Origin of the sequence: Comamonas nitrativorans, assembly GCF_042654765.1 — a bacterium.
Lineage (GTDB): Bacteria > Pseudomonadota > Gammaproteobacteria > Burkholderiales > Burkholderiaceae_C > Comamonas > Comamonas nitrativorans.
The window spans coordinates 14,996-30,334 of the sequence record NZ_JBHSEW010000016.1; the positions used below are offsets into that span (position 1 = coordinate 14,996).

A 15,339-nucleotide genomic window follows, 5' to 3' on the forward strand; every position below is an offset into this window, starting at 1 on the left:
GGGGTGTATTCAGGCGGCGCAGATGCTGTCCAGCGGCCAGCGCGGCTTGACATCAAAAGCGTAGCTGCAATCGGCCTGCTGCTGCCCGCTTTGCAGGCGCATGGCCGCCGCCATGGCGATCATGGCGCCGTTGTCGGTACACAGATGCAGCTCCGGGTAATGCACGCGGATGCCCCGCTGGATGCAGGTCTGGTTCAACTGTTCGCGCAGCAGGCGGTTGGCCCCGACGCCGCCAGCCACCACCAGGCGCTGCATCCCGGTCTGCTGCACGGCCTTGAGCGTTTTCTTGACCAGCACCTCCACGATCGCCGCCTGGGTGCTGGCGGCCAGATCGGCCTTGTGTGCCGCCAGGTCGCCGCCCAGTTTTTTCGCCTGGGTCAGCACCGCCGTTTTCAGCCCGGCAAAAGAAAAATCCAGATCGCCGCTGTGCAGCAGCGGACGCGGCAGCTTGAACGCCTGGGGGTTGCCGTCCTGCGCCAGCCGGGCCAGCTCCGGCCCGCCGGGATAAGGCAGGCCCAGCAATTTGGCCGATTTGTCGAATGCTTCGCCAGCGGCATCGTCGATGGTTTCACCCAGAATGGCGTACTGCCCCACGCCATCGACGCGCATGAGCTGGGTATGCCCGCCCGACACCAGCAGCGCCACAAACGGAAACTGCGGCGCATCGCTGCTCAGAAAGGGCGAAAGCAAATGCCCCTCCAGATGGTGGATGCCCAGCACCGGCTTGCCCAGCGCTGCACCCAAGGCACAGGCGGCCCCGGCCCCCACCAGCAGCGCCCCGGCCAGACCGGGGCCACGGGTAAAGGCCACCACGTCGATATCGGGCAAGGCAGCGCCGGCATCCTCCAGCACCTGTCGGGTCAAGGGCAGCACCCGGCGGATATGGTCGCGGCTGGCCAGTTCCGGCACCACACCGCCGTAAGCACGGTGCATGGCAATCTGGCTGTGCAGGCCATGGGCCAGCAGTTGCGGCAGGCTGCCATCGGCAGGCAGGCGCACCAGGGCCACGCCGGTTTCGTCGCAGGAAGATTCAATACCCAGGATCAATTGCATGGGGCGTGAGTTTAGGGTGTGTCAGAAGGAGAGAGAAATAAAAAAAATAGCTCTTACCGCTGATAAAACAACGTTTTCAGATGATTTTCCATCCGAAATACTTTATTCATCAGCGGAAAAAGCTTTTATATTCATAGCATCAACGTTTGCCCAGCAAGCTGGCCCCCAGCTTGAACAGATCACCGGCATCGAGCTTGCCGTCGCCGTTCTGGTCGAGCAGGCTGCCCAGCAGCCCCCCGGCCAGACCGCCCTGCTGCTGCACGCTGGCCTTTTCCTGCCCGAGCAATTGACCCAGGCCGCCGGCATCCAGATGGCCCCCCTGGGCACGCTGGCTCAGGAACTGCATCACCAGCGGAGCCACCATGGCCAGCAACGGGCCGATCTTGTCGCCCAGGCCCGAGGCCTGGCCCAGCTGGCTTTCCACCTGGCTGCGGGCGCCGCCGAGCATGTGCCCCAGAATCGCGGCCCCGTCATTGCCGCCACGGCCTGCGCCCAGCAGTCCGCCGAGCAAGCCACCCAGGCCCTGGGCGCCACTGCCGCCATGGTCTTTGAGCAAAGCGCCCAGCAAATCGGCCGCGCCCTGGGGCTGGGCCGCGTTTTGCCCCAACGCGCCAAACAGCACCGGCAGGGCCTGCCCGAGGGCACTTTGCACCTGGTCGGTGCCTGCACCCAATTGCTGTGCCATCTGTTGCAGGGGGGCACCTTGCAGTTGCGCCAGGAGTTCTTCACTCAAATTCATATCCGTCACCTGTTGGTTATCGTGAGGGCAGGCAGTATGCAGCAAAAGGCACGGGGGTATGAACCCCCTGATGATTTGCATTCAAACCATTTCAATATAATTTATTGATGCACAAAACCATTCCAACCATCCCCCCTGCCGCCTACGCCGACCCCAAACGCCTGCTGGGCGTGCGCCTGGTCGGCCTGGGCCGGCGCTGGCGTAAAACACTGGACACGCAATTGGCCACCAACGGCTTGAGCGACGCTGCCTGGACGCCGCTGATGCACTTGCTGCGCCTGGGCGACGGCCTGTCGCAAACCGAGCTGGCTGCCGCCATCGGGCTGGAAGGCTCCAGCCTGGTGCGCCTGCTGGACATGCTGGTCGCCCAGGGGCTGATCGAACGCCAGGCACACGCCAGCGACCGGCGGATCAAACTGATCTACCTGACCCCGCAAGGCCGCCAGACCGCCACCGAAGTACGCCAGCGCCTGACCGCCATCGAAGACGCCTTGCTCGTCGATCTGGAGCCCCAGGCTGCGCAATGGATGCTGCAGGCCTTTGACCGCATCGAGGCGCGGATTGCCGCCGCCCAGCCGAAAGGCTGACCCCATGGCCCGATCCCCGCGACGCGCGGCGTCCTACCGCCTGGCCCTGCGCCTGCTGCTGGCTCCGGCCCGGCTACGGGAGAGCCTGACCACCATCCACCGGCCGCCCTCCCTGCGCAACGCCACCATTGCCGGAGCCCAGGTGGCCCTGGCAGTGGTGCTGATCGCGGCCGCCCTGCATCCCTCCCCCTGGCAGCACGTCCTCGGGTTTGCCTGTCTGGGAGCGCTGGCGGCGCTGTTCGGACGCTCCGCCACGGTCGTGCAGCGCCGACGCATCGTGCTGATCGCCGGTGCCCTCCTGCTCGGGCCGGTCGTGGTGCTGTCCTGGCTGTCCTGGCTGGGCCTGCCGCCCCTGGCCCTGCTGCTGGTGCTGGCCGCCATCACGGGGGTCATCGCCGCCCTGGCGCACCGCCTGCAAACCGGTGTTCCGGGCGCGGTGATTTTCATTTTTGCCGCCAGTGCCGCCCTCAGCCCGGTGGCCAGCCTGCAATTGCTGCTGGAACGCTGCGCCGCCACCGCACTGGGGGTCGTCGTCGCCTGGGTGCTGTGCCTGCTGACCGATCACCTGCGTGATGTCAGCGACCTGCCAACATCCCCCACCGAGGCTCTGCAGCACCGCGTGGTGGCAGCCCCCTCCCCCGGTTACGCGCCCCGACAGGCCCTCCGCGTCGCCCTGTGTGCCGCATTGGCGTCCGGCCTGGCGTATGCCGCAGGTTGGCCCCACCCGGCATGGGCCGCCATCGGTGCCGTGGCCGTGCAGCAAGGGGCGCACCTGCCCGGCACCATCCACCGCGCCTGGCAACGCACGCTGGGCACGCTGGTGGGCGCGGCCATCGCCTGGGCCTTTCTGTCCGCAGCCCCTTCGTTCTGGACTTTGCTGCTGGCCGTGGCCGTGCTACAGATTTGCACCGAAATGACGATTGGCATGAATTACGCCCTGGGGCAGATTTTCGTCACCCCCATGGCACTCCTGATGACCACTTTGGCCGTCCCCGGCGAAGCCGCCGACATGGCCCTGACCCGCATCCTCGACACCGCCCTGGGTGCAGGCGTCGGCACGGTGCTGACCCTGGCGTTTTCATCGGTGCAGGAGCGCATCGACCTGGCCCGCCACCATCGGCAGACACCGTGAAGTGCCATCCCATCGATTCCCATGGCGTGATAGCGGTGAGCCTTTCCGCTTTGGATAAACAATGCTGCCAAGCGCGGAAAAATTTCTTATAATCTCGCGCTTTGCTGGCAATCCCCCGCCGTGCCAATACTAGTTTCAGGCGGGGAACAACCGCTGACCCACGGCTTGCAGGCCCGATCTTCCTGCAATCCCTCTGGCAGCACAGATATATCTGGAAATTGAATGACTACCATCCGCGTCAAAGAAAACGAACCCTATGAAGTAGCGCTGCGCCGCTTTAAGCGCACCATCGAAAAGCTGGGCCTGCTGACCGAACTGCGTGCCCGCGAGTTCTACGAAAAGCCCACCGCCGAGCGCAAGCGCAAGAAGGCCGCTGCCGTGAAACGCCACTACAAGCGCGTGCGCAGCATGCAGCTGCCCAAGAAGCTGTACTAAGCACCGACCTCACAAAAAAACCGCACCAGGGACGCCGGGTGCGGTTTTTTTGTTGCCGGATTGCAACCGGGTCAGGATGCCAGCTTCATCAGTACCAACCCGCCGACGATGAGCAGCGCCGCCAGAATCCGCAGCGGGCTGGCCGCTTCGCCCAGCACCAGAATGCCGACGACAAATGCGCCCACTGCGCCGATGCCCGTCCAGATGGTATATGCCGTGCCCAGGGGCAGCGACTTCATCGCCACCGCCAGCAGCCCGAAGCTGGCCGTCATGGCCACCAGGGTGATGGCCGAATAGCCCAGTTGCGTGAAGCCTGCCGAAAGCTTCATCGTGTACGCCCAAACCACCTCCAGCACACCGGCCAGCACCAAATACATCCAAGCCATACGGCCCTCCTTCGGAAAGAGCCGGGTCGTCCCGGACGATAGATAGGCCCGCAGGCCGGGGTCGTCCCCGGCGGAAATCGTACCCGATGGCTCAATCCCTGGCCCGGCGCATCGCCACCGCCAGTGCCTGCCGGCCACGGCTTTCCAGGGTTTGCGCCGTGTTCTCGAAATCCCTGGCGTCCCGGTTCTGGCTGAGCTTGCGCTTGCCTTCGATGCGGGTCAGCTCGATTTCGATACCGACGATCTGCGCCAACAGCTCGGCCAGATAGTCCGCAGGCGCATCGCTCATCCGCCAGGGCCGGGATTCGTCGGCCTCATGCACACGCGTCAGGCGGCCCAGGACGGCACGCAGAAACTTTTCGTCGTCGCGCACCCAGATGCGGCCATGCGCATGCACTGCTTCGTAATTCCAGGTGGGGACGTGGCGGTGCGTCTCCTGCTTGCTCGGATACCAGTTGGGGGAGATATAGCCATCCGTCCCCCGGAACACCGCCAGCACGGCATCACCGTCCCGCACCGCCTGCCACAAGGGGTTGGCACGGGCGACGTGGGCCTGCAAGGTGCCCAGCGGCCCCTGGTCGGCAGCGAACAGAAAGGGCAGATGGTCGGCCTCCAGCCCATCGGGCCGCTGCGTTACCAGCATGGCCAGGGGATGGTCGCGCATGATGCGCTGGAGTTCTTCGGGGCGGGATTCAGCAAATGGGGCAGGCAGGTACATACGAAAAATTCAGCGGGGTGATTCGACAGGCTTATTGCAGCGGATGCAGCAGCAAGAGCAGACACAGCGCCAGCATAAAGGCGGCAATGCAGCCATCCAGCACCCGCCACGCATGGGGATTGCGAAAAACGGGTTGCAGCAGCCGCGCCCCGAAGCCCAGGGCCGAGAACCACACCACGCTGGCCAGACACGCCCCCAGGCCGAAGGCCCACTGCGCCGTGCCGGGGTAGCGGGTGGAGAGGCTGCCGATCAGCACCATCGTGTCCAGATACACATGCGGGTTGAGGAAGGTGAAGGCCAGGCAGGCCAGCAGCACGCGGCGGCGGCTTTGCGCCTGCCCGTGACCCGCCACCAGCGCCCCCGAGCCGCGCCAGGCCCGCTGCGCCGCCAGCAGGCCGTACCACGCCAGAAACGCCGCACCGCCAAAGCGCAGCACTTGCAGCAGTTGCGGCCACGCCAGCACCAGGGCGCCCATGCCGGCCACACCGCACACGATCAGCGCCACGTCGCTGACCATGCAGACCGCCACCACCAGGCCGACATGGCTGCGCTGCAGGCCCTGGCGCAGCACGAAGGCGTTTTGTGCGCCGATGGCGATGATCAGGCCCGCGCTGGTGACGAACCCGGCAGCGGCAGAGGAAAAAAGCATTCTGGTGTCCAGCAGTTCAAGAAAGCGCGTATCGTGCAGCGCCTGAACGATGAAGTAAAACTAAAAATTCTTCATATCATCCAGAAAAACTAATCTGAGAACTTGTTCATGGACTTGATACACCCCCAACTCGCCGCCTTTGCCGCCGTGCTGGAAGAAGGCAGCTTCGAGGCCGCCGCGCGGCGGCTGTGCGTGACCGCCTCCGCCGTGTCCCAACGCATCAAGGCGCTGGAAGACCGGCTGGGGCAGGTGCTGGTGGTACGCCAGCCGCCCTGCCGCCCCACGCCTGCCGGGGCGTTGCTGCTGCGCCGCGTGCGCCCGATGCAGTTGCTGGAAACCGAGGCCCTGGCCGACTTCCTGCCGGAACACAGCCCGCACCGCCCCGACGCGGCCGCCCGCCCCATCGCCATTGCGGTCAATAGCGATTCGCTGGACACCTGGGTGCTGGGTGCCCTGGCACAGTTGCACGAGCAGCACGGCTATCTGTTCGACGTGCGGGTGGACGACCAGGATCACACCCTCGACCTGCTGCGCGACGGCTCCGTCCTGGGCGTGGTCACGGCGGACGGCGTGCCCGTGCAGGGCTGCGCGGTGCAGGCGCTGGGCGCGATGCGCTACCAGGCCATTGCCGCACCGGAATTTGCCGCCCGCTACTTTTCCGCCGGGGTGAATGCCGCCACGCTGGCCCGGGCGCCGATGATCGTCTTCAACCGCAAGGATGCCTTGCAGTGGCGCTTCGTGCGCCACATCACCCGCGCCCGCCTGGCGCCGCCCATCCATTACCTGCCGACGGCCACCGGCTTCGTCGATGCGGCGGCGCTGGGCCTGGGCTGGTGCCTGGCCCCGGATGCACTGGTGCAACCGGCCGTGCAGGCAGGCCGCGTGGTCTGCATTGCCCCCGGGCGCTGGCTGGACGTGCCCCTGCACTGGCAGCACGCCGCCGTTCGCTCGGACACCTTGCAGCGCATCGGCATGGCGCTGGGCCGGGCGGCCGGCGCGGCCTTGCAGCCTCTGCCCACAGCGTGAACGCACGGGCAGACAGGGGCAAAGACTTGGCACAATCCACACCCCTGCCGGGGCGCAATCGTCGATTGGACCGATTTGGCCGATTTCCTGCCCCGACCCTTTGTTCAGGACTCGCCAAGGATTACCGCCATGAACCTCAAAGCCCAGATCACCGAAGACATGAAAACCGCCATGCGGGCCAAGGATGCGCCCCGCCTCTCGACTATCCGCCTGCTGCAGGCGGCGATGAAGCAAAAGGAAGTCGATGAGCGCATCGAGCTGGACGACGCAGCCATCGTCGCCATCATCGACAAGCTCATCAAGCAGCGCAAGGACAGCATCGCCGCCTACGAAGGCGCAGGCCGCCAGGACCTGGCCGACATCGAAAAAGCCGAAATGGCCGTGCTGCAGGTCTACCTGCCCGAACGCATGAACGCCGAGGAAATCACCGCCGCCGTGGCCGCCATCGTGGCCGGGCTGGGTGCCAGCGGCCCGGCCGACATGGGCAAGGTGATGGGCGCAGTCAAGGCCCAGCTGGCGGGCAAGGCCGACATGGGCCAGGTCAGCGCCGCCGTGAAGGCTGCGCTGACAAAATAAAAAAGAGCTGCTTCCGCTTATAAAACAAGGATTTCAGCATTGAAATCATCTGAAATCCTTTGTTTTCAATCGGAAAAAGCTCTCTTTTTCGTATCTTTCACGCTCTTTTCGCCCAGCGCCCGCCCCACTGGTTGACCGCCATGCCCAGCAGCACGCCGGCGGCGCCCAGCCAGTGCAGCAGCACCGGGCGCTCGTCAAACGCCCACATGGCCGAGACGATACCGATCACCGGCACCAGCAGCGACAGCGGGGCCACCGTGCCCACGGTGTAGCGTTGCAGCAGCTTGGTCCACAGCCCGTAGCCCAGCAGGGTGGAGAGCAGCGCCAGATAGGCCACCGACCCCACGGCCTGCCAGCCTGCCGCCTGCAACTGCGCCGGAATCGAGCCGAACGCGGGGCTTTCCACCAACGCCGACAACACCAGCAGCGGCGCGATGGGGAAGATGCTCGACCAGACCAGGAAGGGCAGTGGCTCATACGGCCCCTGCCTGGCCGCGTGGCGGGTGATCAGGTTGGCCAGCGACCACATCGCCGCCGACCCCAGGGTCAGCACAAAGCCGATCAGCGTCATGCTGCCCGCCCCATCGCCCCGCGCCGCACCGATGACGCCCAGGCCCACGCTGGCAATCACCAGCCCGATCCACTGCCAGGGCCGGGGCTGCTCGTGCAAAAACAGCGCCCCCAGCAGCAGCGAGATGAACGCCTGCGCCTGCAGCACCACCGAGGCCATGCCTGCCGGCATCCCCAGCGCCAGCCCGCCGAACAACATGCCGAACTGCCCCACGCCCTGCACCAGCCCGTAGGCGGCCAACACGCCCCAGGTGAGGTTGGCCGGCTTGCGCACGAACAGCAGAAAGGGCAGCGAAGCCACGCAAAAGCGCATGGCCGACAGCAGCAGGGGCGAGAGCTGCTCCAGCCCCCACTTCATGGGCAGGAAGTTCACCCCCCAGATAACGATGACCAGCAGCGCCCGCAGCCAGTCGGACTGGCGCATCATGCGCCGCCTGCCACTTTCATCCGGTTGATGAGGATGGAGCCGACCGTCTTGGCCCCCATCGTGTAGGCATCCGCGCCGATGGCGGCGATGCCCTGGTACATGTCCTTCAGGTTCCCGGCGATGGTGATCTCCTGCACCGGGAAGGCGATCTCGCCGTTCTCCACCCAGAAGCCCGACGCGCCGCGCGAATAGTCGCCCGTGACGTAGTTCACGCCCTGGCCCATCAGCTCGACCACGAACAGGCCGGTGCCCAGTTTTTGCAGCATGGCGGCCAGATCGTCACCCTTTTTGGTCCGGGTGGAGGTCATGCTCAGGTTGTGCGAACCACCGGCGTTGCCCGTGGTGCGCATCCCCAGCTTGCGAGCCGAATAGCTGGACAGAAAATAGCCCTGCACCCGCCCGTCCTCGACCACCTTGCGCGGCTGCACACGCACGCCTTCGTCGTCGAACGGGGAACTGCCCTTGCCGCCGATGATGAAGGGGTCTTCCTCGATCTGCACGTGCTTGGGGAAGATGGGCTGGCCCAGGCTGTCGAGCAGGAAGGTGCTGCGTCGGTACAGCGCCCCGCCGCTGACGGCCTGCACGAAGCCGCCCAGCAGGCCCGCCGCCAGGGTCGATTCGAACAGCACCGGGCATTCGGTGGTGGCCAGCTTGCGGCTGCCCAGGCGCGACAGGGCACGCTCGGCGGCGTAGCGGCCAATCACCTCGGGGCTGGCCAGATCGGCGGCATTGCGCTCGGAGCTGTACCAGAAGTCGCGCTGCATCTCGCCGTTCTTGCCCGGCAGCGAGGCAATCGGCGCCACCGACAGGCTGTGCCGCGAACTGGCATAGCCACCGCGAAAACCGCGCGTGTGGGCGCTGAAGAAGTGGCTTTGCTGAGCCGAAACGCTGGCCCCCTCGCTGTTGGTGATGCGCTTGTGCAGACTCAGGGCGGCATCCTCGCAGCGCAGCGCCAGTTCGGCCGCCTGCTCGCTGCTGATCTGCTGACCATCGATCAGCCAGGGGTGGAACAGCGCCAGGTCGCGGTGCGTTTTCTGCGGGGCTATGTCTTTTTTGTCCGGCAGGCCCGCTGCCGGGTCTTCCGCCGTGAAGCGGGCAATGTCGAACGCCGCCTGCACGGTCTGCTGCACGGCGGCTTCGGAAAAGTCCGAGGTGCTGGCATTGCCCCGGCGCTGGCCGACGTACACCGTCACGCCCAGGGATTTGTCGCGGTTGCGCTCCACCGTTTCCAGTTCGCCCTTGCGCACGCTGACACTCAGGCCGCAGCCTTCCGAGGCATCGGCCCCGGCATCGGTGGCCCCCAGTTTCTTGGCGTGGGCCAGCGCCAGATCGACCAGATTTTCAAAAAAAACCGGGCTGTAACTAAAGCCCGAATCGGCCTGCCCGGCGGCAGTTCTTACATCACGTTGGCGCAGATTTTTCATAGCGGCGGCTATGATACCCAGCCGCGCAGCCGCCTCCCGGCTGCCCAAGCAATTGCCCTCTCTTTTATTCATGCCACGCAAACCGAAAAAAGGCTATTACGTCAAAGGCGAATTTGTTGCCGAAGGCAGCGCCCGCGATCTGGAACTCAAGGCCGAGCTCAAAGGCTTGCGCGACGCCGACGACAGCACCCGCTCCGACCAGAAAAAAGAAAGCGAAGCCCTGCAAACCCTGGGCCAGGAACTGCTGGAGCTGCACCCGAAAACCCTGGAACGCCTGCAACTGCCCGAAAAACTGCTCGATGCCCTGCACGAGTACCAGCGCCTGACCAGCTTCGAGGCCAAGCGCCGCCAGTTGCAGTTCGTCGGCAAGCTGATGCGCAAGCTTGAAGACAGCGAAGTCGCCGCCGCCCGCACCGCCCTGCACGAGCAGCGCAGCGGCACCGGCCCGGAGCAGACGCAAATCCTGCTGGCCGAGCAATGGCGCGACCGCCTGATTGCCGACGATGCCGCCCTCACCCTCTGGCTGGAGCATTACCCCGGCACCGACGTGCAGCCCCTGCGTGCCCTGGTGCGCCAGGCCCGCAAGGATCAGGCCCAGGCCGCCGTTGCCGAAGGCGCCCCGCCCGCCAAAAAAGGCCGCGCCTACCGCGACCTGTTCCAGTTGCTGCGCCGCAGCCTGAACACCGATGCGGCTGCCGAAGACCCAGCCCAGGACGACGGCGAGGACGAAGCCAATGACTGAACCGACCATTGCCCCCGGCGCCGCCCTTGACCGGGTGCGCATCGGCATCGTCTCCATCAGCGACCGCGCCAGCAGCGGCGTCTACGAAGACAAGGGGCTGCCCGCCCTGCAGGACTGGCTTGCCCGCGCCATCCGCAACCCGCTGGATTGCGTGCCGCGCCTGATTGCGGACGAGCAGCCCCTCATCAGCCAGACCCTGCGCGAACTGGCCGACGGCGGCTGCCATCTGGTGCTGACCACCGGCGGCACCGGCCCGGCGCTGCGCGACGTCACCCCGGAAGCCACCCTGGCCGTGGCCGACAAGGAGCTGCCCGGCTTTGGCGAGCAGATGCGCCAGATCAGCCTGCGCTTCGTGCCCACGGCCATCCTCTCGCGCCAGGTGGCCGTGGTGCGCGGCCAATGCCTCATCATCAACCTGCCGGGCCAGCCCAAGGCGATTGCCGAAACGCTGGAGGGGCTGAAAGATGCGCAGGGCCACAGCCTGGTGCCCGGCATCTTCGCCGCCGTGCCCTACTGCATCGACCTGATCGGCGGGCCGTACATCCATACCCAGGATGCCGTCTGCGCCGCCTTCCGCCCGAAAACCGCACGGCGCCCGCTGCCGGTGTGATAGGGCTGGAATATCTGAAAAGAAAGCTGCTTCCGCTGGATAAACAAAGGTTTCAGAACGATTTACCTTTGAAATCGTTTAGATACCAGCGCAAGCAGCTTTCTAATCCATAGCACACCCGCGCGGAGATCGTGAACAGGTTCTCAGGGCTTGCGGGAAGTCCGCCCCAGCGTCAGCGCAGCCGCCATATCGGCCAGTTTGCCGAACGGCGCGTGTAGCAGGCCGGGAAGGTTCCAGCGGCCCTGCACGAAAACGCCCTTGGCATGGCTCATGGCGCGGAAGCCCTCGATGCCGTGGTACGCCCCCATGCCGCTCGGCCCCACGCCGCCAAAAGGCAGATCGTCCTGCGCCACGTGCATCAGCGTGTTGTTGATGCCGACGTTGCCCGAGGTGGTACGCGCCAGCAGCCGGGCGCAGTCGCCGTCCTCGGCACCGAAGTAGTAGAGCGCCAGGGGGCGGGGCCGCGCGTTCACATAGGCAATGGCTTCGTCGATGCCGCCGTAGGTGCGCACCGGCAGGATGGGGCCGAAGATTTCCTCCTGCATCAGCAGCGCATCGTCGCCCGCGTTGACGACCAGCGTGGGCACCAGGGTGCGCTCGCGCCCGGGCAGGTGGGCGGGGCGTTCGCCCACCTCGATCACACGGGCGCCGTTGCGGCGGGCATCCTCGACCAGCCCGCGCAGGCGGTCGTAGTGGCGGTCGCTGATGATGGTGGTGTAGTCGCGGCTGGCCGGGCCATCCGGGTAGAAGCGCTGCACCGTGGCGGCGTAACGGGCGATGAATGCCTCCAGATCGTCTTGATGTACCAGGGCATAGTCCGGCGCCACGCAGGTCTGGCCGGCGTTGGACAGCTTGCCGTACACCACGCTCTGCATAGTGCGGTCATTCACGTGGCCACGGGCCACGATGGCGGGGCTTTTGCCGCCCAGCTCCAGGGTCACGGGCACCAGGTTGTCGCTGGCGGCCCGCATCACCTTGCGGCCCACCTGCGTGCTGCCGGTGAACAGCAGGTGGTCGAACGGCAGGGCGCTGAACGCGGCGCCGACCTCGGGGCCGCCCAGCACCACGGCCACCTCGTCCTGCGCAAAAGCCCCGGCCAGCATGTGCCGCAGCGCCGCGCTGGTGCGCGGGGTCAGCTCCGAGGGCTTGAGCATGGCGCGGTTGCCCGCCGCCAGCGCAGTGGCCAGCGGCACCAGCGTGAGCGAGACGGGGTAGTTCCACGGCGCCATCACGCCGACGACGCCCAGCGGCTGGTATTCCACGTAGGCACGTGCCGAGCGATAGACAAATGGCACGTGGCGGCGCTCGCGCTGCATGAAGCGGCGCAGGTGATTGGACAGGTAGTCGATGGCCTGAACGACGCAGGCCAGTTCCATGATGTCGGTCTCGTGGCGCGAGCGGTTGCCGAAATCGGCGCTGACCGCATCCTTGAGCGCCTCGCGGTGCGCCAGCACGGCGGCCCGCAGCCGGGCCAAACGACTTTTGCGCAAGGCCAGACCCGGCGGGCCATCATGCAGAAAGGCGCTGCGCTGGCGGTGCAGCAGGTCGGCCATGCGGGTGCGGTCTTCATCAGGCGTCATGGTGTCTCTCCGGCAATCAGGGCTTGAGCGGTTGGGGCGCGTACAGGGCGGCCTGGAAGTCGGGCACGTATTCGTACTTCACCATCCTGCCCAGTTTCAGCGACGCGATGAAGCGCGACAGGCTGCCGTCCGTCAGCGTCAGCTTCACCGCATCGGCAGCCGACGTGCTGGCGTGGCGCAACTGGCGGGAAGTGCTGTAGCCGGTGGTCAGTTGCCCTTGCGGGTCGATGTTGGTGAAGCGGGTCGTCACCAGGTTTTCCTTGCTGGAGGACACATCGAGCTTGCGCGTTTCCAGCGTGACATCCAGCGCCTGGGTTTCGCTGTCATAGATATTGACGACGACGTTGTTTTCGCCTTCGCTGTAGTCGATGCGCGTGAGCCACTTGGGCAGGTTGTAGCCCACCACGCCGCGCACCCGCGCCAGTTCGGTATCGACGGGCAGCTTCAACACATAGCCCCAGAAGTCACCGGCGCGGGACTGGCCCAGCAGGGAGAGCGGCCCCCAGTTCGACGCACCCGGCTGGTTGGTGACGACGGACAGGCCGATCTCGTTGTAGCTGTCGTTGTCGCAGTAGTGGTAGGCATACGCGGTCAGCGCGACCACGCCCCGGCCCGGCCACACTTGCAGCGGCTGCACCTGCGCCAGCACCTCGGGCGGCATCAGCGCACGCAGCCGCGCCAGGTCGGCGGTGAAGATGGCCGTCACCCGGCTGTTTTCGTAATAGAAGTTGGGCGACCAGCTTTCGAAGCCGATGTCCACCTTCTCCTTGGCGATGCCCTTGAACCAGCTCAAATCGACGTCCGGCGCCTCGGCGGCGATGACGGACAGCGGCGGGTTGGAGCGGAAGCGGTCGTACAGGCCGCCCTGCACCACGGGCACATCGTGCGCACCGATCTGAATGGTGGTGGTTGCAACGGGGGACGGTGCGGAATGGTCGTCGGCAGACCACGAGGGCATCGTGCCAAGGGCCAGGGACAGGCCGAGAACGGCGGTCAGTGAAGTGCTTTTCATGGGGCAGTGGTGGCAGTGAAGCAAAGGGAAAAAAACCGGAAAGCGCCGTGTTGGCATACCCGACTCTTCCGACCTTTGCAAAGCATAAGATTCAACTTAACTTCAAGGTCAAGCGGTTTTCTTGCCGTGGATAAACCGCTCCCCCTGTCTTCACCTACCAGACAGTTTTTTTATAAAAAAACTGTCTCCAGCGCTTGCCTGCAAATCGCTAACAGCTATCAAAAATAGCTTACCCCTTGGCAGGCGCCTGGCCCAGCCGCATTTCCGCCAGCACGCGCCGGGCGTTGGCGGTGCAGTCCATGTCCTGAGGCTTGGCCTCGATCTGCGCCACCAGCTCCAGCAGGTGCGCCTTGCTTTGCGCCAACTGCGCCTGGAGCGCCTCGATGTCCTGCACCTTGCGGTGCAGCGTGTCGATCAGGGTGCCATGCTCCCACTGCGCCAGGCCATTGGGCAGCAGCGTGCGCAGCTCGTCCAGGCTGAAGCCTGCACGCTGCCCGGCGGTGATCAGTTGCAATGTCAGCACCGCGTCGGCGGGGTAGCTGCGATAGCCGTTGGCCTGGCGTTCCACGGCCTTGAGCAGGCCGATCCGTTCGTAGAAGCGGATGCGCGAGGCGGCCAGGCCGGTGCGTTGGGCGAGTTCTCCGATTTTCATGGCCCGGAGTTTGACATTGAACCTTGCTTCAAGGTTAATCTCGCGCCAGCAAAATTTCAAAGGATCTCTCCATGCAAACGATCTTGGGCGCGAACGGGCAGATTGCCGTGGAACTGGCGCGTGAACTGCGGCGCAGCCACACCGACGACATCCGGCTGGTAAGCCGTACCCCGCGCAAGGTGAACGGCACGGACGCGCTGGTGTCCGCCAACCTGCTCGACGCACGGCAGACGGCCGAGGCGGTCAAGGGCAGCAGCGTGGTGTATTTCACCGCCGGGCTGCCGCCGGATACGGCGCTGTGGGAAGCGCAGTTCCCCACGATGCTGAAGAACGCCCTGGACGCCAGCCGCGCGGCGGGCGCCCGCTTCGCCTACTTCGACAACACCTACATGTACCCGCAGGACGATCGGCTGCAGACCGAGGACACGCCCTTCGCCCCCGTGGGCCGCAAGGGCAAGGTGCGTGCGGCGATGGCGTCCATGGTGCTGGAGGAAATGGCACGCGGCGACATCCCCGTACTGATTGGCCGCGCACCCGAGTTCTACGGGCCGGGCAAGACGCAGAGCTTCACCAACGCGCTGGTCATCGACAACCTCCTGGCAGGCAAGCCAGCGCGTGTGCCGGTACGGGACGATGTGCTGCGCACGCTGATCTGGACTCCCGATGCCAGCCGTGCGCTGGCCGCCCTGGGCAACACGCCGGATGCCTACGGCCAGACCTGGCACCTGCCCTGCGACGACGAGCGCCTGAACTATGCGCAGTTCGTGGCTCTGGCCAACACGGTGTTCGGTACCCGCTCCTCCTACAAGGTGTTGGGCAAATGGATGCTGAACGCCGCCAGCCTGTTTTCCAGACAGGTACGCGAATTGCACGAACTGCTGCCGCGTTACGCGCACGACAACCGGTTCGACAGCACAAAATTCAAGCAACGCTTCCCGACATTCCACCCCACGACCTACCGCGAAGGCCTGGCGCAAATTCTGGCCGAGGCGAAAGGCAAAACTGTCTGACCACGGGCGTG

18 protein-coding genes are annotated in these 15,339 nt (G+C 65.6%); 8 read left to right on the top strand and 10 right to left on the bottom strand.

The features are described 5' to 3' along the window. Nucleotides 1-9: 9 nt before the first annotated feature. The gene (tsaD, locus tag ACFO3A_RS14370; protein WP_377727735.1) at nt 10-1,053 is read right to left on the bottom strand and encodes a tRNA (adenosine(37)-N6)-threonylcarbamoyltransferase complex transferase subunit TsaD; all 1,044 of its coding nucleotides are present in this window, start codon (nt 1,051-1,053) and stop codon (nt 10-12) included. Nucleotides 1,054-1,192: 139 nt separating this feature from the next. Continuing rightward, a complete protein-coding gene (locus ACFO3A_RS14375) occupies nt 1,193-1,792 on the bottom strand; it encodes a DUF937 domain-containing protein (RefSeq protein WP_377727740.1) in 600 nt (199 codons plus the stop codon). A 107-nt stretch (nt 1,793-1,899) separates the two neighbouring features. Between ACFO3A_RS14375 and ACFO3A_RS14380 the strand changes: the two genes are divergently transcribed. The 3 genes from ACFO3A_RS14380 (at nt 1,900) to rpsU (ending at nt 3,946) form a co-directional block, all read left to right on the top strand. Further along, entirely contained in the window at nt 1,900-2,379 is a 480-nt protein-coding gene (locus ACFO3A_RS14380; protein WP_377727742.1) for a MarR family winged helix-turn-helix transcriptional regulator, read from the top strand. A gap of 4 nt (nt 2,380-2,383) precedes the next feature. After that, complete coding sequence (locus tag ACFO3A_RS14385) at nt 2,384-3,511, top strand: FUSC family protein (protein WP_377727744.1); 1,128 nt, start codon at nt 2,384-2,386, stop codon at nt 3,509-3,511. 222 nt (nt 3,512-3,733) lie between these two features. Then, complete coding sequence (rpsU, locus tag ACFO3A_RS14390) at nt 3,734-3,946, top strand: 30S ribosomal protein S21 (RefSeq protein ID WP_377727747.1); 213 nt, start codon at nt 3,734-3,736, stop codon at nt 3,944-3,946. 71 nt (nt 3,947-4,017) lie between these two features. Here rpsU and ACFO3A_RS14395 read toward each other — a convergent pair whose 3' ends face one another. The 3 genes from ACFO3A_RS14395 to ACFO3A_RS14405 all read right to left on the bottom strand — a co-directional run bounded on the left by ACFO3A_RS14395 (nt 4,018) and on the right by ACFO3A_RS14405 (nt 5,699). After that, a complete protein-coding gene (locus ACFO3A_RS14395) occupies nt 4,018-4,332 on the bottom strand; it encodes a DMT family transporter (protein WP_377727750.1) in 315 nt (104 codons plus the stop codon). Nucleotides 4,333-4,423: 91 nt separating this feature from the next. After that, a complete protein-coding gene (locus ACFO3A_RS14400; RefSeq protein WP_377727753.1) occupies nt 4,424-5,050 on the bottom strand; it encodes an FMN-binding negative transcriptional regulator in 627 nt (208 codons plus the stop codon). A 31-nt stretch (nt 5,051-5,081) separates the two neighbouring features. After that, nucleotides 5,082-5,699 carry a LysE/ArgO family amino acid transporter gene (locus ACFO3A_RS14405; protein ID WP_377727756.1) on the bottom strand — a complete coding sequence of 206 codons (618 nt, stop codon included), beginning with the start codon at nt 5,697-5,699 and terminating at the stop codon, nt 5,082-5,084. A gap of 108 nt (nt 5,700-5,807) precedes the next feature. Here ACFO3A_RS14405 and ACFO3A_RS14410 point away from each other — a divergent pair, with 108 nt between their 5' ends. Together ACFO3A_RS14410 and ACFO3A_RS14415 are read left to right on the top strand one after the other, a co-directional pair. Beyond that, entirely contained in the window at nt 5,808-6,725 is a 918-nt protein-coding gene (locus tag ACFO3A_RS14410) for a LysR family transcriptional regulator ArgP (RefSeq protein WP_377727759.1), read from the top strand. Between the two features lie 129 nt (nt 6,726-6,854). After that, nucleotides 6,855-7,301 (top strand): GatB/YqeY domain-containing protein, encoded by a 447-nt coding sequence (locus ACFO3A_RS14415; RefSeq protein WP_377727761.1) that lies wholly within the window; start codon nt 6,855-6,857, stop codon nt 7,299-7,301. 97 nt (nt 7,302-7,398) lie between these two features. Here ACFO3A_RS14415 and ACFO3A_RS14420 read toward each other — a convergent pair whose 3' ends face one another. Continuing rightward, on the bottom strand, nt 7,399-8,295 hold the full coding sequence (locus ACFO3A_RS14420) for an EamA family transporter (RefSeq protein ID WP_377727837.1): 897 nt from the start codon (nt 8,293-8,295) through the stop codon (nt 7,399-7,401). After that, nucleotides 8,295-9,722, bottom strand: a complete 1,428-nt coding sequence (pmbA, locus tag ACFO3A_RS14425) for a metalloprotease PmbA (protein WP_377727763.1) — start codon at nt 9,720-9,722, stop codon at nt 8,295-8,297. Before pmbA ends, ACFO3A_RS14420 begins: the two co-directional genes overlap by 1 nt. 70 nt (nt 9,723-9,792) lie before the next feature. Between pmbA and yjgA the strand changes: the two genes are divergently transcribed. After that, nucleotides 9,793-10,464: a ribosome biogenesis factor YjgA gene (gene yjgA, locus ACFO3A_RS14430; protein ID WP_377727765.1), complete on the top strand. Its 672-nt coding sequence runs from the start codon at nt 9,793-9,795 to the stop codon at nt 10,462-10,464. Beyond that, nucleotides 10,457-11,074: a molybdopterin adenylyltransferase gene (gene mog / locus ACFO3A_RS14435; protein WP_377727767.1), complete on the top strand. Its 618-nt coding sequence runs from the start codon at nt 10,457-10,459 to the stop codon at nt 11,072-11,074. Before yjgA ends, mog begins: the two co-directional genes overlap by 8 nt. Nucleotides 11,075-11,217: 143 nt before the next feature. On the opposite strand, the gene ACFO3A_RS14440 is transcribed toward mog, so the two are convergent. The 3 genes from ACFO3A_RS14440 to ACFO3A_RS14450 all read right to left on the bottom strand — a co-directional run bounded on the left by ACFO3A_RS14440 (nt 11,218) and on the right by ACFO3A_RS14450 (nt 14,318). Further along, the gene (locus ACFO3A_RS14440) at nt 11,218-12,654 is read right to left on the bottom strand and encodes a coniferyl aldehyde dehydrogenase (RefSeq protein WP_377727770.1); all 1,437 of its coding nucleotides are present in this window, start codon (nt 12,652-12,654) and stop codon (nt 11,218-11,220) included. A 16-nt stretch (nt 12,655-12,670) separates the two neighbouring features. Then, the gene (locus ACFO3A_RS14445; protein ID WP_377727773.1) at nt 12,671-13,666 is read right to left on the bottom strand and encodes an acetoacetate decarboxylase (ADC); all 996 of its coding nucleotides are present in this window, start codon (nt 13,664-13,666) and stop codon (nt 12,671-12,673) included. 229 nt (nt 13,667-13,895) lie between these two features. Next, nucleotides 13,896-14,318, bottom strand: coding sequence for a MerR family transcriptional regulator (locus ACFO3A_RS14450; protein WP_377727776.1), 423 nt, complete (start codon nt 14,316-14,318; stop codon nt 13,896-13,898). Between the two features lie 71 nt (nt 14,319-14,389). Here ACFO3A_RS14450 and ACFO3A_RS14455 point away from each other — a divergent pair, with 71 nt between their 5' ends. Continuing rightward, nucleotides 14,390-15,328 (top strand): NAD-dependent epimerase/dehydratase family protein, encoded by a 939-nt coding sequence (locus tag ACFO3A_RS14455; RefSeq protein WP_377727778.1) that lies wholly within the window; start codon nt 14,390-14,392, stop codon nt 15,326-15,328. The last annotated feature ends 11 nt before the right edge of the window (nt 15,329-15,339 follow it).

Coding starts and splice junctions, on each gene's coding strand:
- mog (WP_377727767.1), top strand. CDS start 10,457: ATGACTGAACCGACCATTGCCCCCGGCGCCGCCCTTGACCGGGTGCGC.
- rpsU (WP_377727747.1), top strand. CDS start 3,734: ATGACTACCATCCGCGTCAAAGAAAACGAACCCTATGAAGTAGCGCTG.
- ACFO3A_RS14395 (WP_377727750.1), bottom strand. CDS start 4,332: ATGGCTTGGATGTATTTGGTGCTGGCCGGTGTGCTGGAGGTGGTTTGG.
- ACFO3A_RS14445 (WP_377727773.1), bottom strand. CDS start 13,666: ATGAAAAGCACTTCACTGACCGCCGTTCTCGGCCTGTCCCTGGCCCTT.
- tsaD (WP_377727735.1), bottom strand. CDS start 1,053: ATGCAATTGATCCTGGGTATTGAATCTTCCTGCGACGAAACCGGCGTG.
- ACFO3A_RS14450 (WP_377727776.1), bottom strand. CDS start 14,318: ATGAAAATCGGAGAACTCGCCCAACGCACCGGCCTGGCCGCCTCGCGC.
- ACFO3A_RS14410 (WP_377727759.1), top strand. CDS start 5,808: ATGGACTTGATACACCCCCAACTCGCCGCCTTTGCCGCCGTGCTGGAA.
- ACFO3A_RS14440 (WP_377727770.1), bottom strand. CDS start 12,654: ATGACGCCTGATGAAGACCGCACCCGCATGGCCGACCTGCTGCACCGC.
- ACFO3A_RS14455 (WP_377727778.1), top strand. CDS start 14,390: ATGCAAACGATCTTGGGCGCGAACGGGCAGATTGCCGTGGAACTGGCG.
- ACFO3A_RS14380 (WP_377727742.1), top strand. CDS start 1,900: ATGCACAAAACCATTCCAACCATCCCCCCTGCCGCCTACGCCGACCCC.
- pmbA (WP_377727763.1), bottom strand. CDS start 9,722: ATGAAAAATCTGCGCCAACGTGATGTAAGAACTGCCGCCGGGCAGGCC.
- ACFO3A_RS14415 (WP_377727761.1), top strand. CDS start 6,855: ATGAACCTCAAAGCCCAGATCACCGAAGACATGAAAACCGCCATGCGG.
- ACFO3A_RS14375 (WP_377727740.1), bottom strand. CDS start 1,792: ATGAATTTGAGTGAAGAACTCCTGGCGCAACTGCAAGGTGCCCCCCTG.
- yjgA (WP_377727765.1), top strand. CDS start 9,793: ATGCCACGCAAACCGAAAAAAGGCTATTACGTCAAAGGCGAATTTGTT.
- ACFO3A_RS14420 (WP_377727837.1), bottom strand. CDS start 8,295: ATGCGCCAGTCCGACTGGCTGCGGGCGCTGCTGGTCATCGTTATCTGG.
- ACFO3A_RS14385 (WP_377727744.1), top strand. CDS start 2,384: ATGGCCCGATCCCCGCGACGCGCGGCGTCCTACCGCCTGGCCCTGCGC.
- ACFO3A_RS14400 (WP_377727753.1), bottom strand. CDS start 5,050: ATGTACCTGCCTGCCCCATTTGCTGAATCCCGCCCCGAAGAACTCCAG.
- ACFO3A_RS14405 (WP_377727756.1), bottom strand. CDS start 5,699: ATGCTTTTTTCCTCTGCCGCTGCCGGGTTCGTCACCAGCGCGGGCCTG.